General features: G+C 52.8%; 16 protein-coding genes. 11 read left to right on the forward strand and 5 right to left on the reverse strand.

Annotated elements, in window-relative coordinates:
- The first annotated feature begins 661 nt into the window (after positions 1–661).
- From ET464_RS20615 to ET464_RS15420, 6 genes are all read left to right on the forward strand, one after another.
- The gene (locus tag ET464_RS20615) at positions 662–1,372 is read left to right on the forward strand and encodes a GntR family transcriptional regulator (protein WP_129442331.1); all 711 of its coding nucleotides are present in this window, start codon (positions 662–664) and stop codon (positions 1,370–1,372) included.
- 178 nt (positions 1,373–1,550) lie between these two features.
- Positions 1,551–2,672: an ABC transporter substrate-binding protein gene (locus ET464_RS15400; RefSeq protein WP_129442333.1), complete on the forward strand. Its 1,122-nt coding sequence runs from the start codon at positions 1,551–1,553 to the stop codon at positions 2,670–2,672.
- Positions 2,673–2,768: 96 nt separating this feature from the next.
- On the forward strand, positions 2,769–4,415 hold the full coding sequence (locus ET464_RS15405) for an ABC transporter permease (protein ID WP_165280020.1): 1,647 nt from the start codon (positions 2,769–2,771) through the stop codon (positions 4,413–4,415).
- On the forward strand, positions 4,412–5,500 hold the full coding sequence (locus ET464_RS15410) for an ABC transporter ATP-binding protein (RefSeq protein WP_129442337.1): 1,089 nt from the start codon (positions 4,412–4,414) through the stop codon (positions 5,498–5,500). Before ET464_RS15405 ends, ET464_RS15410 begins: the two co-directional genes overlap by 4 nt.
- Positions 5,501–5,521: 21 nt before the next feature.
- A complete protein-coding gene (locus ET464_RS15415) occupies positions 5,522–6,478 on the forward strand; it encodes a ComEC/Rec2 family competence protein (RefSeq protein WP_165280021.1) in 957 nt (318 codons plus the stop codon).
- Between the two features lie 66 nt (positions 6,479–6,544).
- The gene (locus tag ET464_RS15420; protein ID WP_129442341.1) at positions 6,545–7,375 is read left to right on the forward strand and encodes an inositol monophosphatase family protein; all 831 of its coding nucleotides are present in this window, start codon (positions 6,545–6,547) and stop codon (positions 7,373–7,375) included.
- 149 nt (positions 7,376–7,524) lie between these two features.
- On the opposite strand, the gene ET464_RS15425 is transcribed toward ET464_RS15420, so the two are convergent.
- On the reverse strand, positions 7,525–11,760 hold the full coding sequence (locus tag ET464_RS15425; protein WP_165280022.1) for a DUF7507 domain-containing protein: 4,236 nt from the start codon (positions 11,758–11,760) through the stop codon (positions 7,525–7,527).
- A 56-nt stretch (positions 11,761–11,816) separates the two neighbouring features.
- Complete coding sequence (locus ET464_RS15430) at positions 11,817–12,674, reverse strand: DUF7948 domain-containing protein (protein WP_165280023.1); 858 nt, start codon at positions 12,672–12,674, stop codon at positions 11,817–11,819.
- Positions 12,675–13,025: 351 nt separating this feature from the next.
- Here ET464_RS15430 and ET464_RS15435 point away from each other — a divergent pair, with 351 nt between their 5' ends.
- On the forward strand, positions 13,026–14,735 hold the full coding sequence (locus tag ET464_RS15435) for a right-handed parallel beta-helix repeat-containing protein (RefSeq protein ID WP_129442347.1): 1,710 nt from the start codon (positions 13,026–13,028) through the stop codon (positions 14,733–14,735).
- A gap of 64 nt (positions 14,736–14,799) precedes the next feature.
- Here ET464_RS15435 and ET464_RS15440 read toward each other — a convergent pair whose 3' ends face one another.
- From ET464_RS15440 to ET464_RS15450, 3 genes are all read right to left on the reverse strand, one after another.
- Entirely contained in the window at positions 14,800–15,561 is a 762-nt protein-coding gene (locus ET464_RS15440) for an SDR family oxidoreductase (protein ID WP_129442349.1), read from the reverse strand.
- On the reverse strand, positions 15,558–15,932 hold the full coding sequence (locus ET464_RS15445; RefSeq protein WP_129442351.1) for a MerR family transcriptional regulator: 375 nt from the start codon (positions 15,930–15,932) through the stop codon (positions 15,558–15,560). The genes ET464_RS15440 and ET464_RS15445 overlap by 4 nt, the downstream gene beginning before the upstream one ends.
- A gap of 116 nt (positions 15,933–16,048) precedes the next feature.
- Positions 16,049–16,432: a MerR family transcriptional regulator gene (locus ET464_RS15450; protein ID WP_129442353.1), complete on the reverse strand. Its 384-nt coding sequence runs from the start codon at positions 16,430–16,432 to the stop codon at positions 16,049–16,051.
- 88 nt (positions 16,433–16,520) lie between these two features.
- Between ET464_RS15450 and ET464_RS15455 the strand changes: the two genes are divergently transcribed.
- From ET464_RS15455 to ET464_RS15470, 4 genes are all read left to right on the forward strand, one after another.
- On the forward strand, positions 16,521–17,375 hold the full coding sequence (locus ET464_RS15455) for an SDR family NAD(P)-dependent oxidoreductase (protein WP_129442355.1): 855 nt from the start codon (positions 16,521–16,523) through the stop codon (positions 17,373–17,375).
- Positions 17,376–17,688: 313 nt separating this feature from the next.
- Positions 17,689–18,411 (forward strand): coiled-coil domain-containing protein, encoded by a 723-nt coding sequence (locus ET464_RS15460; protein ID WP_129442358.1) that lies wholly within the window; start codon positions 17,689–17,691, stop codon positions 18,409–18,411.
- A gap of 33 nt (positions 18,412–18,444) precedes the next feature.
- Complete coding sequence (locus ET464_RS15465) at positions 18,445–19,707, forward strand: polysaccharide deacetylase family protein (protein WP_165280024.1); 1,263 nt, start codon at positions 18,445–18,447, stop codon at positions 19,705–19,707.
- 208 nt (positions 19,708–19,915) lie between these two features.
- A complete protein-coding gene (locus tag ET464_RS15470) occupies positions 19,916–21,952 on the forward strand; it encodes an amidase family protein (protein WP_129442363.1) in 2,037 nt (678 codons plus the stop codon).
- The last annotated feature ends 126 nt before the right edge of the window (positions 21,953–22,078 follow it).

Here is a 22,078-nt window from a genome sequence, read left to right on the forward strand (position 1 = left end):
ATATACATAGAAATATTAAATGTCCTCCCCAAAACAGGACATAGCTCTTTTTGAAAGGAAGCTATCTTTAATATTCAAATATATCGATAACGGATCAGAGTCTATATAGCAAATAATCACTTTTACCACTCTTATTGATCGTTTCACAAGTTGTTGTGCGATGCAATGCACTGGTTGTAAAGAAACCAAACTTATAAAATTTGAGCTTTTCGCTCAATCAATAAGGCAACTAAGTTGCCAGTCGGCATTTGACCCGGCTGTCCGTATGGCCTTTACTTCCTTAGTGGATGTGGTCAAAAAATTATCTGCTTGGAAAGACCCTGTATATTTGAATATCTGCTTTCCAATAACAAAATCCATAATAACATAAACTCCGGATTTAGCAATAAGAAAAAAATTAAAATTTACTAACAAATTTCGACATTTTTTTGGACGGGATTGGTTCTTCGGTTGCAGTGCCTTCGTCCCCGCGGCCGGGAACATCGGCCGAATGGGCGGATGCCTATCCGGCTGCGGATTCGAATGCATCCGGCGGTAATGAAACAGCTTTGTTCGGCGTGCGCGAAGCTTCTGCGTTTGTTCAATCCGGATAACAAGGTTGGCATCATAGGCGCATTTTGATAGTCTGAAAACAAAGTCCATTTCATTGGAGAGGAACCGAATGATGGAGAAGAAACTGCTGTATATCCGCATCAAAGAAGAGATCGAGCGGAGAATCCAGGCGGGAGAGATCAAGCCCGGAGAGAGGCTGCCCTCTGAGCCTGCGCTGGCCAAGGAGTTCGAAGTAAGCCGGCCGACCTTAAGAGAATCGCTGAAAATGCTGCAAAGGGAGGGGACGCTCATCAGTAAAAACGGGGTGGGCACTTACGTGAATGAGCGCTCTTCTTCGATTGTCAATCCTTTAAACAAGCTGCGCAGCCTCGGTGACATGATTAAAAGCGTCGGGTATAAAGACAGCGAGGCGGATGTTAAAGTGTATTCGCAGGAAGCCGAAACGGAATGGGCGGAGAAGCTGCAAACCAGCGGTCCGGTCGTTATTTTGGAGCGGGTCCGCACGGCAGACGAGATGAAGGTTGCCTTTTATTATAATATTATCCCTATGGAAATTGCGGCAGATCATTTTACGGAAGGGTTCAGCGGAGCGATCTTCGATTTCCTTCGCGAACGGCTGGGCATTACCGTTTCCTATGCGATAACGGAAATTTGCGCGGTCGGAGCCGGCGGCGCAAGAGACCGCAGAGCGGCGGAAGTGCTGGGGGAGGGCCTTCTGCTGCTGAAACAGCTTCATTTTGACGAGAACGACCGTCCTGTGTTTTACTCGCTGGATTATTTGAAGAGCAGCAGCTTCCAATTGTTTGTCAGACGGGATTAACCCGTTCCGCCATTACCAGAACGCATTGGCTACAAGGGGCCGGGCGTTCTTTTTTTTTGCCTGCAGGCGGCTAACTGGCATATTCATGAAATTTTAACCAGCTGTTGACGTTGCGATAACACTTGTCCTCTACATTGTAGATGTCAGACAGCTTCAACATAAATGAGGAGGATTAGGGATGCAGGGGAGATGGAGTAAGGGAACAAAAGGTGTGCTGGCAGTTGTGCTGCTCTCGATGGTGACCATCCTGGGAGCTTGCGGCCAATCGAACAATAACAACGTTCAGGCGGCTAATCCGTCGTCCGGCACCCCGGCAGCGTCTGAGGGCAGCACGGCAGCGCCTTCAAGTGCGCCGCAATCAACGAAGCTTGTTGTTTATTCCGCGCTGAATGAAGACGACATCATTCAAATTCAGAAGAAATTCAAAGAAGACACCGGCATTGACATTGAATATCTCAGCATCGGAAGCGCCGGTGAAGCCAGCACCCGGGTTCAAGCGGAAAAAGATTCGCCGAAAGCGGATATTTTGGTGGGGGGATCGGTCGAGTTTTACCAGCCGCTGGCTGATCAAGGTTTGCTGGAGAAGTACACATCGCCTAACGCCAGCGGCCTGGACGCGAAGTTCAACGATCCAAGCGGATTTTGGCAGGGCTGGTATATGGGCGTCCTCGGCATCGTGCTGAACAAGGACCGCTTCGAGAAAGAACTGGCTTCCAAAGGCGTCCAGGAGCCTCAAACATGGGATGATCTGCTTGATTCCCACTACAAGGGCCTGTTTGTGACATCCAATCCGGCAACAGCCGGCGGAGCTTATATTTTTGCCGCTGACCAGCTGTTCCGCCTGGGTGACGAGAAGGGCTGGGATTACCTGAAGACGCTGAACGGCAACGTACACCATTACACGCAAAAAGCCGGGGACCCGATCAATCTGGTCGCAACGGGCGAGTTCGCAGCCGGCATGGCTTGGGCGCATGACATCGTCAAAACGGCCAAGCAAGGATACCCGATCAAAGTTATCGTGCCGGATCAAACGGCGGCCGAAATCGGCGGAGTAGGCATCGTAAAAGGCGGGCCGAATACGGAAAACGCCAAAAAGTTCGTCGATTGGCTGTTAACGAAGCCGATTCAAGAGATGAACACGAACAGCTCGAACCGTTATTCGGTGCGAAGCGACGTTGCGCCGCCGGAAGGCATGATCAAGCTGGAGGACGTTCATCTGGCCGACTATGACCGTACGAAAGCATCCGCAATGAAAGCTGATGTTGTGAAGAAATTCACCGACATGATCGGCACCAAATAAGCCGGCACGACCGCCGGAACGCTTCATCGCCTAAAGGAGCGGGAGGCGTTCCGGCATTTCGGGCCGAAACTTTGTACAAGAAAGAGGCGGGACAACTTGATCTCATCCGCTTTTAGGAATGCCTGGACGGACATCAAGAAGCTTAAGCACGAGCCTGTATTGGCGATTATGATTGCTGCCGTTATTCTCTCGACCAGCTATTTCGTAGTCTGGCCGATCGCCAAGGTTGTCGGCTACCCGAAGGCGGCCGATTATTTGCAGCTGCTGACAAATGCCAGATGGTTTCAGGCAGCGCTCAACAGTTTATTTATGACGGTGATTTCTACGCTGTCTTGTACCGCAGTGGCCTTCTTATTCGCTTATGCCGTTGCCAGACTGGACGTGCCGCTGAAAGGCCTGTTCCGTTTCATTACGCTGCTGCCTATCGTCTCGCCGCCATTCATCGTGGCGTTGTCCTATATCCTTTTGTTTGGCAGACAGGGCCTTATCTCGCAGCGGCTGCTTCATCTTAACATCGACATCTACGGCTGGCAGGGACTGTGGCTTGTCCAGACGATTACTTTTTTTCCATATGCTTATGCTGTCATTTATGGCGTGATGAAGTTCGCTTCCGTGCAGCTGGAGTATGCAGCCTGCAATCTCGGAGCGACACGCTGGCAGGCGTTCCGGCATATCTTCCTTCCGCTGTGCCGGCCGGGCATTGCCGGGGGAGCGCTCATTGCAGCGATGAACGTGCTTGCCGACTTTGGCAACCCGATGATTATCGGGGGAAACTTCACGCTGCTGCCAACTGAAGCTTATATGCAGATGTCCAGCTGGTTCGACTTGTCGTCGGCGTCGGTGCTGTCGACGGCTTTACTGCTGCCGGCGGTTACGATATTTTTCGTGAACCGGGTTTGGGTGGGCAAACGCTCTTACGTCACGGTAACCGGCAAAGCTTCCGGGCTCCGGCCTTACCCGGTGCCGTTTGCGGTGAAGTGGGGGCTGTTCGCCTGCTGCCTGCTGATTTCGCTGTTTGTGCTCACGGTATACGGGGTGTTGTTTTACGGCGCTTTTACGAAAACATGGGGCTACGATTGGAGCTTTACGCTGCACAATCTGAAATATGTGTCGGCCAAAGGGCCGGAGCTGTACAACAGCATCCGGTATGCGCTGTTCGCCTCGCTCGCCGCGGTTGCTTTCGGGATGGTATTGGCTTACCTGGTGCAGCGCAGGCAGACCGGCGTAAACCGCCTTATCGATCTGCTTGCAATATTGCCCGGCGCAGTGCCCGGCGTCTTTCTAGGCCTTGGCTTTGCGCTTGCATTCAACCAGCCTCCGGTCGAACTGAGCGGGACTTCCGCCATTATGGTGCTTGCGCTCCTGTTCTGGAACTTGCCGGCTTGTTACAGCGCATGCCTGGCCGGCCTTCAGCAGATCGGCAAGTCGCTGGATGAAGCATCGCTGAATATGGGAGCCGGCAGCTTCGGCACCTTCCGCTTTGTGCTGCTGCCTTTGTTAAGAGGGCCGCTGCTGTCTGCGCTTTCCGTATCGTTTCTCCGTTCGGTCACATGCCTTAGCGTCATCATTTTTATTTATTCCGTTCATACAGCGGTCGGAACGGTATCGATCTTAAGCCTTGTGCAAAGCGGCATCTGGGGAGGGGCTTCCGCGTTTACGGCTGTGCTGATCAGCCTGGCGTTTGCGGTGCTCGCCGCGTCCCGCTGGATTCCAGCTATATTGAATCGGAGGAAGCCATCATGAACATAGCCGAACCGCATATCCGGATTACAAACGTTTCCAAGAGCTTTGGCTCCTTCGCCGCGCTGCACGGAATTTCGCTGGACATTCCGTCCGGGAGCTTCACAACATTGCTTGGGCCAAGCGGCTGCGGCAAAACAACACTGCTGCGGCTGATTGCGGGCTTCGACGAGCCCGACAGCGGGGATATTTGGATCGAAGGGGCTAAAGTAAACGGGCTTCCCCCTTTCCGGCGCAATACGCCGCTCGTGTTCCAGGAATATGCGCTGTTCCCGCATATGACCGTATTTGACAATATCGCTTACGGGCTGAAATTGCAAAAAAAGCCGCGAGAAGCTGTCCGGCAAAAAGTGGACGAGATGCTTGGCATGTTTGGCCTTGCAGGCATGGAGGGAAGGCTGCCCCAGCAGCTAAGCGGCGGGCAGCAGCAGCGTGTAGCTTTTGCCCGTGCGCTCGCTACAGGGCACCGCGTCCTGCTGATGGATGAGCCGCTAAGCAACCTCGATGCCAAAATGCGGGTCGAAGTCCGCAGCGAGCTGCGGGAGCTGCAGCGCCGTGCCGGCATAACCGCCGTGTTTGTAACCCATGATCAGGACGAAGCATTGTCGCTTTCGGACCATATCGCCGTGTTTGACAAAGGGCGCATCCGCCAGGCAGGCACGCCTTTGGACGTCTATTTTAAGCCCCGTGACCGCTTCGTGGCCGATTTTGTAGGTACAGCCAACTTCATCCCGGGGGTAGTCGTCGCAGCCGAAGCGCAGGAGCTGATTGTGCGGAGCGAAATTTCCGTGTTCCGGGTGAATCGGGATGACGCCGGCTCATTCCGCTCCGGGGACGCGATTACAATGGTCATCCGGCCGGAATGCATCTCGATATCGGCGGAGACAGAGGGGGCTGACGGGCTGATCGGCGATATTATAAGCAGCAGTTTTCTCGGGCGGATGATTCGTTACCGTGTCCAGTGCGGTTCGTTAACCTTTATCGTAGATGACGCGAATCCGGGCGCTGGAGGCGCACTTAGCGGCACGGTCAGCCTGCATCCCGATCCCGGTAAAATCCACGTGCTGCCGGAAGAGCGGAAGCTGTAATTTAGCATAGGAAAGAAAGCGGTGATCACCTTGCAGGCCACTGTAAATTTTATCAATGTCGGATGGGGCGACGCGCAGCTGATCCGGCTGCCGTCGGGAGCAGCGACGCTGATTGACGGCGGGGACGGCGCCATCGGCCCGGAACGCGACCATCCGCTGACATGGATGGACCGCCACGGCGTGAGCCGTCTCGATTGGATGATTCTGACGCACATCCATGAAGATCATTTGAACGGGCTGCTTGACATTGCGCGCCGCTGCGAAGTAAAGCGGGCCGTTCTTCCTTATGCGCTGCCGATGCTGCCGCAAAGCCTAAAGGCATGGATCATGGCGGAGGGCCGGCATTTGGCAGCAAGGGTGTACGGGCTGCTGGAAGCTTATTCGGAGCTGATCCGTTTATTGCATGAGCAAGGGACGGATGTTCATTGGCGCAGCGAATATGGAGGGCCGTCCGGCCAGGCTGTCTGGGCAGAAGACGGATACACGCTCGCCCATCTGTATCCGTGGCAGGAAGACCCGTTGCCGGGACTTGGCTTATTGCATGACGCGGCACAGAATGCCGCTGCTGAGCCGGAAGCGGCATCCGCTGCGCTGGAGCGATTTTTCAGCTTGTCCAATGACGACAGCTCCGTTTACCGTCTTGTCCATGCGGAGGATCCGTCCGGCGGCATATTGCTCGGAGGCGATCAGCTGATCCCCGGATGGGAACGCATCGCGAAGCGGACGGAATTGAGAAGCCGGGTATGGAAAGTGCCGCACCATGGCTTGGAGGACGGATTTCAAGCTGCTCAGCTGTCTGAGATCCGTCCGGAGATCTGTGTAATAACGGTTTGCAAGGAGCGGGCAATGCCGCAGCAGGAGCGGTGGGATAAGCTGCACGCTGAATCGGGCGCAGCTATCCATTTGACAGGCAGCGTGAAAGCAGGGGAGCGGGTCCCGCTGACGGACGGGCCGATCGGGACATGGATCGGCGGCTGATCAGGCTGCCCGCTGCCGGCGGATAGAAGACAAGCAGCTTATTTTTTACATAATGGAGGAGAGTCCATGAGCGAAGAGCATACATACAGCAGGTCTATACTGGAATCCGCCATTCGTTATGCACGGGATGCCGGAGAACATATTTTGCACAGCATGACACAGCCTTACGATATGCACGACAAAGTCAATTTGTCCGACTTAGTGACGGCCGTCGACTTGCAGTCCGAGTCGATTATCCGCAGCAGCATCGGCAGAGATTACCCGGAGCATTGGATTGTATCCGAGGAGTCGGACGGGAGCCGCGATGTATTTGATTTGATGAAACAGCCGGCCCCGGGTTACGGCTGGATTGTAGACCCTATTGACGGCACTATTAACTTTGTCCACGGCATTCCGCATTTTGCCATTTCCATCGGGGTGATCGAGGACGGGCAATTGCTTCACGGGGTCGTTTATAATCCGTGCACACAAGAGCTGTATCACGCCACGAGGGGAGAAGGCGCTTACTGCAACGGAACGCGCCTTCAGGCAAGCGGGGAACGGCAGATCGGCAACGCGGTTCTGGCGACCGGCTTTCCTGCAGCGGACTGGTGCAGCGATTCCTTGAATGCAGCGCGCATTAAAGGCGTTGCCGGTACGGCCCGCAACATTCGGATATTGGGATCTGCCAGCCTGGACCTGTGCCTGGTTGCGTCCGGCCGGCTGACCGGCTTCTGGCATGACGGGCTTTATCCATGGGATGTTGCAGCCGGCGTTCTGATCGTCCGGGAGGCGGGCGGAGCCGTAACGAATGCTTCAGGAGAGCCATTTGCATTAAGCGACCGGACGCTTGCGGCATCCAACCCGAAGCTGCAGGATGCATTATTGTCTTTGATTGGCTGCAAGGTCGAATCATAAGGATGAAGCCGGGCGAACGGGGTTAGTAGCCGCGTCCAAGACCGGCTGCTGCACCGCTTCTCCCCATGCCGCACAGCCGGCTCCATCTGCTGAAGGCGGCATGCCAAATCGCCCGGTCCTGAACTTCGGAGGACCGGGCGATTATGTCTTTATTCTTCTTCCTCGGCGATGACCCTCACCGAAGCGGTTGCTTCCCGAGCCGGGCCATTATCGGATACAAGTGTGACAGGGCTTGCAATTAAAGTATCTTCGTCTACATCCGGAAGCACGAACGGAACGCGTATAATATGGCATGCTCCAACCGCAAATTGTTCAATATGCACTTGTAGGTTAAACAGCGTGCCGGTTATCCGCGTGTTCAATAACGGCACATTCCCCGTATTACAAGCTTGGATAGTGAAAATCACCGTTTCTCCGGGCCTTCCGGACGGGCGGTCAACCGTTTCGGTCAGCGATGCGTTCGGCAAAGACTGTATCTCAATGATAACATCCTCTTGCTGAAGAGGCGTCTGGTCGGAAAATTTCGAGACAATGTTGCGGATCTGTGTTCCGCCCTGTGTTCCGGCCGGTATAGCTAACTGCAAAGTGAATACGCGTACTTCTCCCGGCGCTAACGATGGAATAACCGTACGGAAGCCAAGCGTCTGATCGAAGACATGCACATTAGTTAGTGCGGCATTTGTAACGTTCGTGACCGTAATTGTTTTGATTACCGTCTCTCCGGGCGCCGGAGACTCCGGAGCCGCTTCGACTTCCAGTTCAGGCAGTTCGGCCGGCTTGGCAACCGTCACTCTTGCTTCGTCCTCTGCAGGGAGCGAGCCAGGGGGCTGTTCCGGCCAAGTGACCGTGACGCGGTTGGCGATAACGGTTCCTTGAGCAGCGTCCGAAGGCACTGAATACTCCACATGGACGGTTGCTGTCCGGCCTGGCGCGATGGCTTCAATGGTAAACTGCTGTCCGGTCAACGAGTCTTGTATGTTGACGTTGGTGGCCGGGTTCTCGCCGGTGTTCGTGACTTCGATCGTATACCGGATCGTATTGCCCGGCAAGACAGCGCTCCGGTCCGGAAGTTTCCGCACGGTAAGGGTTGTTTCCGGCGAAGGCTCCTGAACGGTAATCTCTGCTGTGGTTTCTACTTCCGGCGATTGATCCGAGGAGGCGGTGAGAACGTTCCGGATCATACTGCCGGCCTCCGCGTCTGCTGGAATGGTGAAGGTGAACGTTAACGTAATCGTATCATTTGCGGGCAAAAGAGGAATCGTCTCGTTCAGCCCAAGCAGCGCATCGGTCAATACAATATTCGTCTGAGGGACGCCCAGCAAATTCGTCACGGTCAGCGTATAGGTGACCGTCTCTCCCGGCTTCGCTGCATTGCGGTCCGGAATTTTATGAATGAGCAGCGACGGGCCGGGAGGTTCCTGCACCGTAACCTCTGCTGCGGTTTCCGCCTCCGGCGACTGATCCGATGAGGCTGTGAGCACATTCCGGATGAGGCTGCCGGGTTCTGCATCTGCAGGAACGGTAAACGTTAACGTCAAGTTAATAGTTTCATTGGGCAGCAGAACAGGAATCGTCTGGCTTAGCCCCAGCAGATCGTCGACGAGGAGGACGTTCGTTTGAGAAGTGCTTAACAAATTCGTTACGGACAGCGTATAGGTGACGGTTTCGCCTGGCGCAGCCGCATTGCGGTCCGGAAGCTTAAGGATAAGCAGCAGCGGCCCCGGAGGCGCCACTACGGTAACGTCCGCATCTGTCACCTGCGGCGGGGTCTGATCCGATTCCACGATGAATGTATTGTGAATAACACTGCCGATTTCTGCATCCAGAGGAGTGTTGAACGTTAATGATAACGTAATGGTTTCGTTGGGCTGCAATAACGGGATCGTCTCGTTAAATCCCAGCAATTCGTCGATCAGAACGACATTCGTCTGTGGAACGTCCAGCAAATTCGTTACGGTTAAGGTATAGACAATTTCTTCGCCGGGAAGCGCCGCCGCACGATCAGGCTGCTTCAGCAGCGACAGCCCGAACCCGGTTACTGTCACGACAGCTTCAACATCCTGAGGTCCGGTCTCGCCCGTTTCAACCTTAAGAATGTTCACGATGTCCGACCCAAGAAGAACGTCTCGCGGAACCGTAAATGTAAACAGATGCTCGCGGACTTCTCCGACCGCCAGATCGGGCACGGCTTCATCAATACCGAGAACCGGATCAATAATCCGAATGCCGGTCAAAGGCACATTGCCGATGTTTTGAAGCAGAACGATATACCGGATCGTTTGCCCGGGTACGACGCTGAATGTCTCCGGAAATTTGGCGATCCCTAGACGCGGATCGTCCGGCACCGTTATTTCCGTACTGGCGGAGACATCGCCCGTCGGCTCGCTGGAGGCTATCGCTGTGTTGGTATACGTTTGAGGGTTTACTTCCAGCGGAACGACGAACGGCACCACAAAAAATTGCGCTTCTCCAGGGAAGAGAGAAGGAATTACAACATCAAATCCGGTAAGATCATCTGTCACATGGACATTGAAAAGGTCCGAATTTCCGGTGTTGATCACTTCGATCGTAAAATGGACCGTTTCTCCCGGAAAAACGATATTCCGATCCGCTGTCTTAAAGATATCCAGTCTAGGGACAGGCAGTACCTCGACCACCGTTCCGATTTCTTCCGGCGGCAAATTGTCGGCGATAATCGTTACGGTATTGGCAATGGACAGCCCCGCCTGCGCGTCCGGAGGAATTTGGAATGCCCACTCGATGACGAACTCCGCTCCGGGCGGAATACTGTCGATGAATTCATTCAGCCCAAGCAGCGGGTCAAACAGATGGATATGGGCCAGATCGGCATCGCCATTGTTGCCGAGCCTTATCGTAAATATGACTGTATCGCCCGGAAAGGCAGCCGGCGGATTTACAGTTTTGACAGCCTCTAAAATAGGTGTTCCTGTGACAAGAATTTCCGAATCTGCTTCAAGCGGCGGACCGGTGATTTGATCGGAGGTGACAAATACTATATTTCTAAGGATTCCAAGCGGCTGCTCGAAAGGAACGATATAGGTGAATTGGACGATATGGGTCGAAAAGGGAGGAATGAACGGAATGATTTCAAAAATACCGAGCAGCGGATCATTTACTGTCACATTCGTGAGTGTGATGGCGCTAGGGTTATGAATGTCAATGGTATAGGTTACTTGTTCGCCGCGGTTGACCTCGAACCGGTCCGGGAACTTTTTAACCGTAGTTCCCAGGCTGAGGCAGATTCTGACGATAAAGGCATCACTGCCGCCATGCAGAAAAGGCTGTACGGCGCCAGGGGTGACCGGTAGATCGAAAGAGAAGGTTTGCCCGGTGATGAACACACAGCCGGTATGATCAACCGCAACAGCATTACCGGTGTCATTCGAGCTGCCTCCAATAAAAGTCGAGAACACCAGCTCATTGCCCGTTATGTTCAATTGTGCGATGAAACCATCGCCGCTCCCGCTGTAAAAAGGCTGAAATGCGTCAGGAGTAACCGGGAAGTTAAAGGAACCGGTGCTTCCCGTCACATAAGCAAAGTCGGAGCGCAGCGCGATGCCATTGCCGGCATCGGATTCACTCCCGCCGAGAAAGGTAGAATATACCAGGTAATTGCCATCGAAACTTAGCTTCGTTACAAAGGCGTCAGAGGACCCGCCGCCGTAAAACGGCTGGAATGAACCTGGCGTAACCGGAAAATCGAACGAAGTGGTGCTTCCTGTTACATAAGCCTGATTGAGCTCATCGACGGCGATGCCATGTCCCTCATCATCTCCGCTGCCTTCAAGGTAGGTCGAGTACAGAAGCACGGACCCCGTCTCGTCTAATTTCGTTACGAAGGCGGATATGACGCCGGACAAGCTGATTTGAAACGCTCCCGGTGTTGTAGGAAAGTCCGCGGAGGTGGTCAGCCCCGTGACATAGGCGTTGCCGAAGCTGTCCAGCGCGATGCCGCGCCCTTCATCAATTCCTTGACCGCCAAGGAGTACCGAATATAGAAGTGCGCTGCCGCCGGAATCCAGTTTCGTAATGAAAACATCCTCATTGCCGCGAGGACCAAAAGAGTTGGTGGCGGGAAAGCTGAACGTGTTGATGACAGGGCCCGTGCTGGTGGTGGCTCCCGTAATATAGGCGTTTCCGAAGTTATCGACGGTAATGGCATATCCGGTATCCGTTCCTTCTCCGCCAAGAAATGTTGAGTATTCGAGAAACCCGCCGTCCGGGCTTAATTTGGTTACGAACGCATCTTGAGCTCCGCCAATGGACATTTGAAACGCCCCCGGCGTTACCGGAAAATCCGGTGACAAAGTCTGCCCTGTCACATAGGCGCTGCCGGCTCCATCAACCGCAATGCCCCGGCCCAAATCAAAGCTGCTGCCGCCAAGGAAAGTCGAGTATAGAAGGGCGGTTCCTTCGGCATTCACTTTGGCAACAAAAGCACTGGAAGATCCATCTTTAAAGGGCTGGAAAACCCCGGCGTAACCGGGAAATCAATGGATAACGTTTGCCCCGTCACATAGGCGTTGTCCTGGTTGTCGACAGCTATGCCATAACCAATATCCGTATCGTTGCCGCCCAGGTAAGTAGAGTAAACGAGCAGTGTCGGATCAATAATTAATTCATGCTCCTGCTGATACCCGTCCCCGATTTCAAAGCCGTATTCACAGCCTTCTTGCTCGCCATGCAGGAGAAACCGGGTGTCCACCGGAACTTTGCGGCCATTGATCCATTGATAGCTGACAGGCTTCTTCTCCGCCAGAACGCCATGCAGCGTATGAATATGAAGATCCCCTTCGCCATTCAGAGACAGCCGGTCAGCGCCCTGGTATACAAACCGGATATTTCCGGGGTTAGCGCCGGGCTTAACGATGACATCGTATTTTAAAACGCCGTTGTCCCCATAGAAAACGAGATCGATTCCGGGCCAAAGCTCCCGATAAGCGATCTCCTGATACGTCGGAAGCCCGGCATGCCATTTGGCCGGATCGTTCCCGATAAAATAATTGACTTTCTCTGCCGCCGGATGTTGTGCTTCCAGCCGGACATCTTTGTTTGCGCCGCGAAAATGCAGGGAGAGAGCGAGCCCCTCCTGCAGGTCCGGCTTGCGTCTGGTGAAAAGAAGCAGGACTTCGTCGGATGAAAATCCGATTTGGCATCCGGGCTTGTTAGACAGATAATGGACGGCTTCCCGCACTTGCCCGGCGTTTTGTACAAAAGTTAACGGAGTGCTCCAGTAGCTCTTGAAGGGTGATGGGTCTTTCGTTTGATTCGCTGGCAAACATATCCCTCCTGTCACTTGCATCTTTGGCTCCAAGTAAACATATACAAATATATGTTTATGGGCTGATGCGCTGCATATGACTTTATTCATTGTAAAGATCATATGCAGTGTCTGCAGAGGCGGATTCATTCCGTGATTTGATGAATGCGGGGGGAAGGTGCCTCGGAAATATGGCGAGCGGATAGAGGACAGGCTTACTTGAATAGGATTGCCAATCATTTCCATTCCCGTTGTAGTCTACATAGTACAACAGGAAGTCGGAATAACGCTATATTCCTGCTCTTCATCACCGATACAATAATGCCAATGGGCTTATCATTCATGCCGGAATCGGAAGGAACGTGAACGATGAACAAAAAATCAGGATACACAACCAAATCACTGCTGATCTGCTTTATCGCATTGGCCATAGTCATTTTTAATTTTAGCTTTAACCACAAATCTCATGCTGCCGGCGCAACGCTGCCCTACCTCGAATATGAAGCGGAAGACGGGGTGACCAACGCAGTTGTTCACGGGCCGTCTACAAAGTATCTGTCCTGGGAAGCGGAAGCTTCCGGCAGGAAATATGTATGTCTTGATTCAGCCGGTCATTATGTGCAGTGGAAAGCGAAGAAGGCGGCCAACACGATGGTCATCCGGTACAGCCTGCCGGACTCGGATGCGGGCCAAGGGATTACGGGCACACTAAGCCTTTATGTGAATGGGGAGTTCTGGCAGAAAGTATCTTTGACATCCAAATATGCCTGGGTATACGGCGATTACCCTTGGACGAAAATTCCGTCCGCAGGGAACGGGCATAAGGTGTTTGATGAAGCTGACTTTTTTACGGCTCGTGATATTCCCGCCGGCGCTGAGGTGAAGCTGCAAATAGACGCGGACGATACGGCGCCTTATTATTTGATTGACTTGATCGACCTGGAGCAGGTCAGCGAGCTGAAGCCCCCTGCAGACGCCCTTTCGATTACAAGCTTTGGCGCTACATCGGGCGACGGGACGGATGACAGAAAAGCGATTATCGACACCATTAATGCAGCCAAGGAGCAAGGCAAAACGGTCTGGATTCCGCCTGGCGAGTTTAATGTCAATTTTGCGCAAATAAACGTGAATGATGTCACCATCCGAGGCGCCGGCATGTGGTATTCCAAGCTGACAGGCTCCAAAGCCGGGTTTAATTTAAGCGGAGATAACTGCAGGTTTTACAATTTTGCGATTATCGGAACCACTACGGTGCGAAACGATCATTCCGCTGCAGACAACGCATTCGCCGGGTCAGGCGGAAAAGGTTCTTATATCGAAGGGGTATGGGTGGAGCATAAGAAATGTGCGGTGTGGATGGCCGGCAATACCGATGGCCTCCAAATTACAAAATGCCGTTTCCGAAATTTGATGGCTGACGGGGTCAATTTCTGCAACGGCACTTCAAATTCCTCCGTGACCAACACGCAAATTCGTTATTCCGGAGACGATGCGCTAGCGACCTGGTCGCCTGGCGATGGACCGGGCGGCGATGGCAATGTGTTTGATTCCAACACCATTCAATTGCCGTGGCTGGCCAATGGCATTGCGCTTTATGGCGGTTCGAACCATAGCGTCACCAATAATCTGGTCTATGATACGGTAACGGGCGGAGCAGGAATCTACATCAGCTCTAACTTTAAGCCGGTTCCTTATTCGGGCAAGCTGACGGTTAGCGGAAATACGTTAATCCGTTGCGGTTCCAATGAGACTTACCTCGGTTATGCGCCTGGTGCGATATGGATTAACGCTTATGATTCGGACATGACAGACATGACCCTTGCTGTTACGGGCAATACGATCCAGGATGCAACGCAATCGGGCATTTCGATAGAAGGACCCAAGGCTCTTGGTAACACCACAATCTCGAATAACACCATAGAGGGAGCGGGCGGCTACGGCATCTGGATTACGAAAGATGCTGCAGGCAATGCCGCTTTTGAGAAGGTGAACGTTTCCGGAGCAGCCTTGGGCGGAATACTGAATGATGCAGGTGCAAATTTTGAAGTGCAAAAAGGCAAAGCCAATACGGGATGGTAACGGAAGCAAGGAGACAAACCAAACCACCATCCCGGACTTGGCTGCAGTGACCGCTCGGCTGATGTTATTCCACCAGATTTTTGGTCGCCTCATACATGTTTGCGGTATACGTATCAATGTCGTCCCGTGACATGCGCAGCCGGTTTACAGAAGTGCCATATCCGATTTCCGGCTTGCCTTCGGCTAAGCCTTGGAAGATGCCGTCTGCGAACGCATCCAGCGGTTCTCCGGTCGTATGAAGCCCTGCGCCGCCTAGATCGGTGTTTACTGCCGGAGGGGCAATCTCGATGACTTCTACATTCGTTCCCGACAGCTGGTGCCGCAGGCTCATCGTGAAGGAATGGAGCGCCGCTTTGGTCGCGGAATAAATCGGAGCGATCGCAAACGGCGTAAATGCTAGCCCGGATGTTACGTTAACGATAGCCGCTTGGTCCTTGGCGGCGAAATAAGGAGCGAACAGCATCGCGAGATGGAACGGCGCCTCAATGTTCGTAGCGATTTCCTGCTTAAAGTAGCTCCAGTTCTCCTTAGCGTCTGCTTTTAGCACATTAAACCGCTGCTGAATGCCCGCGTTGTTGACGAGCACATTCACTTCGGGATAGTTTGCGGTTACCCAATCAAATAAAGCTAGTCGCCCGGATTCGTCGTTTAAATCGCCGGCATGTGTAATAAGGGCGGGATGTTTCTCCTTCGCCTGCTGAAGCGCTTGCTCCCGGCGGCCGGTCGCAATGACGGTATTGCCTGCTTTTATAAAACGTTCTGCAAAAGCCAGTCCGATTCCGGTGCTTCCGCCTGTAATCAGAATCGTATTTCCGGAAAGTTTCATATCAGTTTCACTTCTCCTTTGTTTGTATAACGTGTAATTTTGTAGTCGATCCCTTTTAAGGATTCGGTCATCAGCGCTATTTCCTCTAACACTTCCTGCTTATGCTTCGTCATCATGCGCAGCCGCTGTTCCATCGTGCTGTCCCCTTCGACGACCCAGTCCATATACTGCTTGATGCTGCTTATGGGCATATGCGTATTTTTTAAGCAAATGACGGTCTGAAGGAGCGCCATTTGCTTTTCTGAAAATAACCGCCTGCCCGCATCGTCGCGTTCGATAAGGGGCAGAAGCCCTTTTTTCTCGTAGTAACGCAAGGTTGACTCCGGAATTTGAAGCTCAGCGGCAGCTTCGCTGATGGAATAATAAATCATTTGGAGACCTCCATATCGGTTGCCCGCTTGTCGACAGGACTAGGATACAACTTAAACCATAGTTTAAGTCAACAGCCTGATGTAAGCGGAAAGAAACAGCGGTTACAAGCGGCTAATCAGACTGGCGGATCATGATGGGACCGGTGCGCCCATTCCGAGTAGGAGCGGACTTTTTCATTAATGATTTCCAGCTGATGGGCGAGGTCGTCCAGCTTGCGCCGGGTAAGCTCTTGCTGCTGCACAAGCAGCCGGTACCTTTCGGGAATGGTGTCTTCACCCTGATCGTACAGCTCGAGGTAACGGCGGATCTGGTCGATCGGCATACCGGCTGTTCGGAACGCAATAATGGTGCGCAGCCAGCCGAGTGCGGTTTCGTCAAACATCCGGCGCCCGTTCTGGTCCCGCGTGACGCCGGGAATCAGCTCCTGATCGGTGTAATAACGTACTGTATGGGGAGAAATGCGGAATTGCTCGGCAACTTCTTTCACGGAATAATTCATGTCTGGCAACCTTTCAAAAATGTTGTTGACTTCGAGTTACTCGAATTTATTATACTTCATCTCGACAAATCCATGAGGGGTGAATGAAATGGGAAACAAAGTATGGCTGGTAACCGGGAGTTCCCGGGGGTTGGGCCGCGAGATTGTGCTGGCGGCGCTGCGGAAAGGGGATCGTGTCATTGCTACCGCACGGAATCCGGTTTCTTTGGATGACTTGCCGGCGGCATACGGAGACCGGGTGCTGACACTTAAGCTGGATGTAACGAATGTGGAGGACGTGCAGGCTGCCGTACAAGCAGGCATAAGCCGTTTCGGCACTATTGATGTGCTTGTCAACAATGCGGGTTATGCCAATCTTTCTTCAATTGAAGATATCGATATGGCGGATTTTCATCATCAGGTGGCAACGAATTTTTTTGGCGTCGTCTATATGGCCAAAGCTGTTCTGCCGATAATGCGGGAGCGCAGGCGGGGATCGATTATTAATATCTCTTCTATAGGAGGACGTTTCGGCAACCCGGGGCTTGGCGCCTACCAAAGCTCGAAGTTTGCCGTCAACGGCTTTACGGAAGTGCTGGCGCAAGAGGCGGCTTCTTTCGGAATTAAGGTGACGACCGTGGAGCCTGGCGGCATCGCAACGGACTGGGCGGGTTCATCCATGCATATTCCGCCGATAAGCGAACCTTATGTGCCGGTTATCGGACCGGTAGCGTCGCATTTGCGGGCGCTAAACGATTCCCCGCCTGAAGCGCGCATCGGAATCGTAAGCGACCCGGCCAAAATAGCGGAAGCCGTATGGAAGCTGACGGAGATGGAGGAGCCTCCCGTACATTTGTTAATGGGGACAAGCGCGTGGCAAATCGCGCAGAGCGGCGCAAAACGGCTGGCCGAATCGGACTTGAAATATGAGGAATTAACGAAATCGACGGTGTATACGGAATAACGCCATTTGTTTGATAATATTGCAGGAATGACAGGCATTGGTTCCGTGCCGCAGAAGCTGGAATAGATGGCGGAAAAGCAATGCGAAACGCTGTTCTCCCGCAAGGAGCGCATACGACGGAGACCCGGGAAAATATGTCCCGGGTCTCCGTTTTTCACTTCATTAGACCTAGATGATCCAAGCCCTTCATCCTAATTTCGGCAAGCAAATCGGTTCTTAAGCCCCGCATATAATATTGGAAAATTAATCTATAATGAAAGAAACATTTTTCGATATTTATCGACATATTTTCTCAGAAAAGGTGAGTTGGTCTATGTTTTCTCCTTTCCAAAAGAAGAAGAGCGGTCTTGAACAGCCGCAATCGCGTGAGGATCTTGGCATAAGGGGGGACGTGGAACCGTCACAAGAGGAAGTAGCGGTCGGTGCGGCCCTATTGGAGGAAGGCGAGCCGGCAGGCTCTATCCTGATTAACAAGGCGAATATGGACAAAAGGTCGCTCGATCTTTTATTTGCGGTTGAGCAAATGATTAAGGACAAGCAGCATGTCGAGATGAGCCATAACGACTTGCAGGACCGTCTTGGCCATGCGAATGGCCAAATCGACCGTTTGAATCGGGATATTAAAAACTTGGGCAAAGTGATCGAGGAACGCGAGAAAAGCATCCTGGAGCTTGAGCAGCGGTTAAGCGATAAAAACATGAAGGTCGATCAGATGATGGAAGACTACCGTGAGCTTCATGCCGCTTTATCCGGCGAAATCGAGGAGCTGAAGGGCGTTGTGGAACTGGAACGCCGTAATTATGCGGGCTTGCTCCAGAAACATAATGAAACCGCTGCCGATAAAAATAAAAAAATAAATGAACTGGAAGAAAAAAATACAAGGCTTGAAGCCGAGCTCTCCCAAATGAAACAGAAATTTGACGCCCTCCGCCAGGAGAAAACGCATCTTCTGTCGATTGTAAATGATTTTACTAGCAGGCTCACTACCCCGTTTACATCGGGCGGAAGCCGGAATGACGGGGAATTCACCGAATAAAGCTGCGGCGGGATCGGGATGAGAAGGACGGACATGGGGATGGAGACATACAGCATACAGGTGATGGAGCTGCTGTCGCTTGGGGTAACGTCCGACGGTAAAGGCCGGATGAAGGTGGCTGTTACGCAAGACGATCGGCAATCCACACACGTCATCGCATTAGACGAGTTTACGTATTTTGAGCTTGAAGCATTAAAGCCATTAAGCGGAGGCAGGATTCGGCTCTCTCCCTACTCCAAGTGGGATCCTTTCCGGAACGCCTATTACAGTTCGATTGTCAGAACAACGGACACGTCCCGGGATACGCTGTATTTTGCATGCAGTGAATCGTATATCCATCAAATTAAGCAGCTCAGGCAGCTTCCGCCTGCTCCGCCGGAGGATAGCCGGATGAAGCCGGACTGCGCCTCGGAAGCGGCGAATCAGACGGAAACAGCTGGAAGGCGGCGATCCCGCGCCTGGTACGTGCGTTTGCCGAAAATGGCAATTCCGCTTCTGGTGCTGGTCGGCCTGATGGCGTTGTTGTCGAACACCTCCGAAGGCAGGGGCGAATCGGTAAGCCTGCTTGGCGGGGGCAAAGCGGATGCGGCGGACCTGAATATGCCGGTTGCTGTTCCGCCCCTTATTCACCGGCTGTACGAGGACGGCGCGGCGTATGCGAAGGCGGCCGTGGCGGCCCGGGCGCCGGATGATCAGCCGGAAGGCTACAAAATAATCGACATTAGCGGCAGCGAAAAATTTTTTGGGCTGCCGGAGCATTATGTCGCTTTAACCTTTGACGACGGTCCTTCCCCGCGGACGAAACAGATCGTGGACATTTTGACCGAACATCAGGTCGTAGGGACATTCTTGTTTGTCGGGAAAAATGCAAAGCGCAATCCCGATGCAGTGATTTATGCAAGCGAACAAGGCATGTCGGTTGGCAACCACTCCTGGGATCACCGCGAATTAACGAAAGTGACGCTGCAAGATCAGCAGGATGAGCTGTCGGATACGAATCAGGTGCTGGAATCGCTGACGCATCAGGCGGTTACGCTGTTCCGGCCGCCATATGGCGCGGTGGATGATTCGCTTATGTCCGCTGCCAAGAAACAGAATCTGAAGGTTCTTTTATGGAACCGGGATCCGGAAGACTGGAATGCGAAGAAGCCGGAGGATATTATCCGTTATTTCCATCAAGTGAAAGCTTCCGGCGGAGTATATGTTCTGCACGAGGATAACAACACAGTCAAAGCGCTTCCCGCTATCATTCAATATTTGCAGGATCAGCATTTAACGTTTGTTGCATTTCAATAGATTTGTCAGGAGAGAACCGCCAAGTATACGCTTGGCGGTTCTTTTGATGCAGTACGATATACCTGGCCATGGTTCAGGTGTATGGCCAATCCTCATTACGTAATATTTATGTTATATATATTTACAATAAAAGCTTTGAACAATAACAATAACTGTGGTACTTTATTTTTGTGTAAGGATACATAACATAAAAAAGGAGAGGATCACAATGAGCAGAACGAAGAAGCGGAAGATGATCAACATGATGGTTGCTCCGGTCTTAAGTATCGCGTTGTTGAGCAGCACTCCTGTTTATGCCGGCATGAATCCGTCTGATTTAATTAGCGATGCGTCAACCACTACAAAGGCGCTGAACGAATTGAAGGCAGTTGTCCAAAAGGCAAAAGGCATTCCGCTCGGCCAATACCCGGCCGCCTATAGAGATAACGTAGCGTATGCGCTTAGCATGGTAAGTAATCTGACGCCGAACAGCACAGTTTATAAAATCAATGAGGCCCGGCTTACTTTACAGGTCGCGCTGGATGCGTTAACGATTGATTTGCAGGCAGCTTCCATTGCCGATATGCAAGCTGCGGTGAAAGCGGGCAAGCTGACTTACGAGAAGCTGGTCGGCATGTATTTGACCCGCATCGACCTGTATAACAACTACACGGTTCAATTAGATGCGATTGCAAGCCTGAATCCGAACGCGCTTGCGCTGGCCCGGGCATGTGACGCGGCTGTTAAAGCCGATCCTTCCAAAGCGGCCGGCATGTTCGGCATTCCTGTATTGATCAAGGATAACATCGGGACGGCAAAAGCGGACGGGATGCCGACGACGGCCGGTTCCATTGCGCTGGCCAATAACTTCCCCGAGAACGATTCATTCCTGGCGGGCCAGCTGAAAAAATCCGGCGCTATTATATTAGGAAAAACGAACTTGTCCGAATTTGCCAATTTTATCGCAAGCGGCATGCGAAGCGGTTATTCTACGCTGCATGGCCAGGTGCTTAATCCGTACAAGCCCGGCGTCATTGACGTATCCGGTTCATCCTCCGGATCCGGCGCCGGCGGGGCCGCTGCGCTGGCCGCCATTACCATCGGCACCGAAACATCCGGCTCGATCCTGTCGCCGTCTCAGCGGAACTCCTTGGTCGGCTTGAAGCCGACGGTTGGGCTTGTCAGCCGGAACGGCATTATTCCTTTGGCGCATAGCCAGGACACGGCCGGCCCGATGGGGCGGGATGTCGCTGACGTTGCGGAACTGCTGACGGCCATACAAGGCTACGACCCTGATGATGTACATATTAATATGGGGCTGGACAACGAAATTAAGGTCGATGAACCTTATCTTCAATCGCATATGGAGAACTACACCGATTATTTGAAGACGGACGGCTTAAAGGGCAAAGTTCTCGGCGTTTACCGCACTCCGAACAAAGAGACGCAGCCGGACGTATACGAGACGTTCCAGAAGACGATCCAAGTGCTGCAGGAGCAGGGCGCTACAATCGTTTACGCGGATAAAGGCGGCGACATGGCGGATGAACTGCCAAGCGCTCCTGCGTCGAAGGTGCTGTACTACGATTTCAAAGAAGACATTAACCGTTATTTGAAGGGGCAGTCTAATCCGCCGTTAGCCAGCGATAATCAAACCGTCATCACATCATTGCAGGATATTATCGACTATAACAGCAAACATCCGGATGTATTAAATTACGGTCAAAGCATATTACTGGAAAGCGAAGGATACGATATGACGCCGGGTTCCGCCGACTATAAAGCGCAGCAGGAGCAGCGGGCGGCCGATATCGCATACGCGAGAAAGAACGGCATTAACTATTTGCTGGACAAGTACAAGCTTGACGGGCTGATCGGGTTAAACGGGGCGACAACAGGTATTGCGGCCAAAGCGGGTTATCCGAGCATTACCGTTCCGGCGGGATACCGGACAGCCGAAGGCGGCAACGGCGAATCCATTAACCTGCAAATTACAGGGGATGCTTTTACAGAAGAGAAGCTGATCGAGATGGGCTACGCCTTCGAACAAGCGACGCATGCCCGGATAGCTCCCGGAATGGCTGTGAAAGACCGTCTGAAAGCGCTCATTGATGACGCGGCGGCAGCCCAATTCAAGGGAGAAGCCTACGATGCCGCGCTTGCGGTATATAACAGCAACTTCTCCACGCCAAAAGAAGTGAACGATGCGGCAAACCGGCTGTACATAGAGATGTACCACTCCTGGTGGCCGGGATTTTTGGAATAAGTCGGGGCCGGCTTTGCTGCCGCTTGGAGGTACCGGCCGAAGTGAGGATAACGGGGCGGCGGCTGTCTACCGGCTGCTCGCCGGGTGAAGCTTTACCGTTCCGGTCAATTCGGAAGCGCCCTATCG

It is taken from the genome of Paenibacillus protaetiae (assembly GCF_004135365.1).
GTDB classification, from domain to species: domain Bacteria; phylum Bacillota; class Bacilli; order Paenibacillales; family Paenibacillaceae; genus Paenibacillus_AP; species Paenibacillus_AP protaetiae.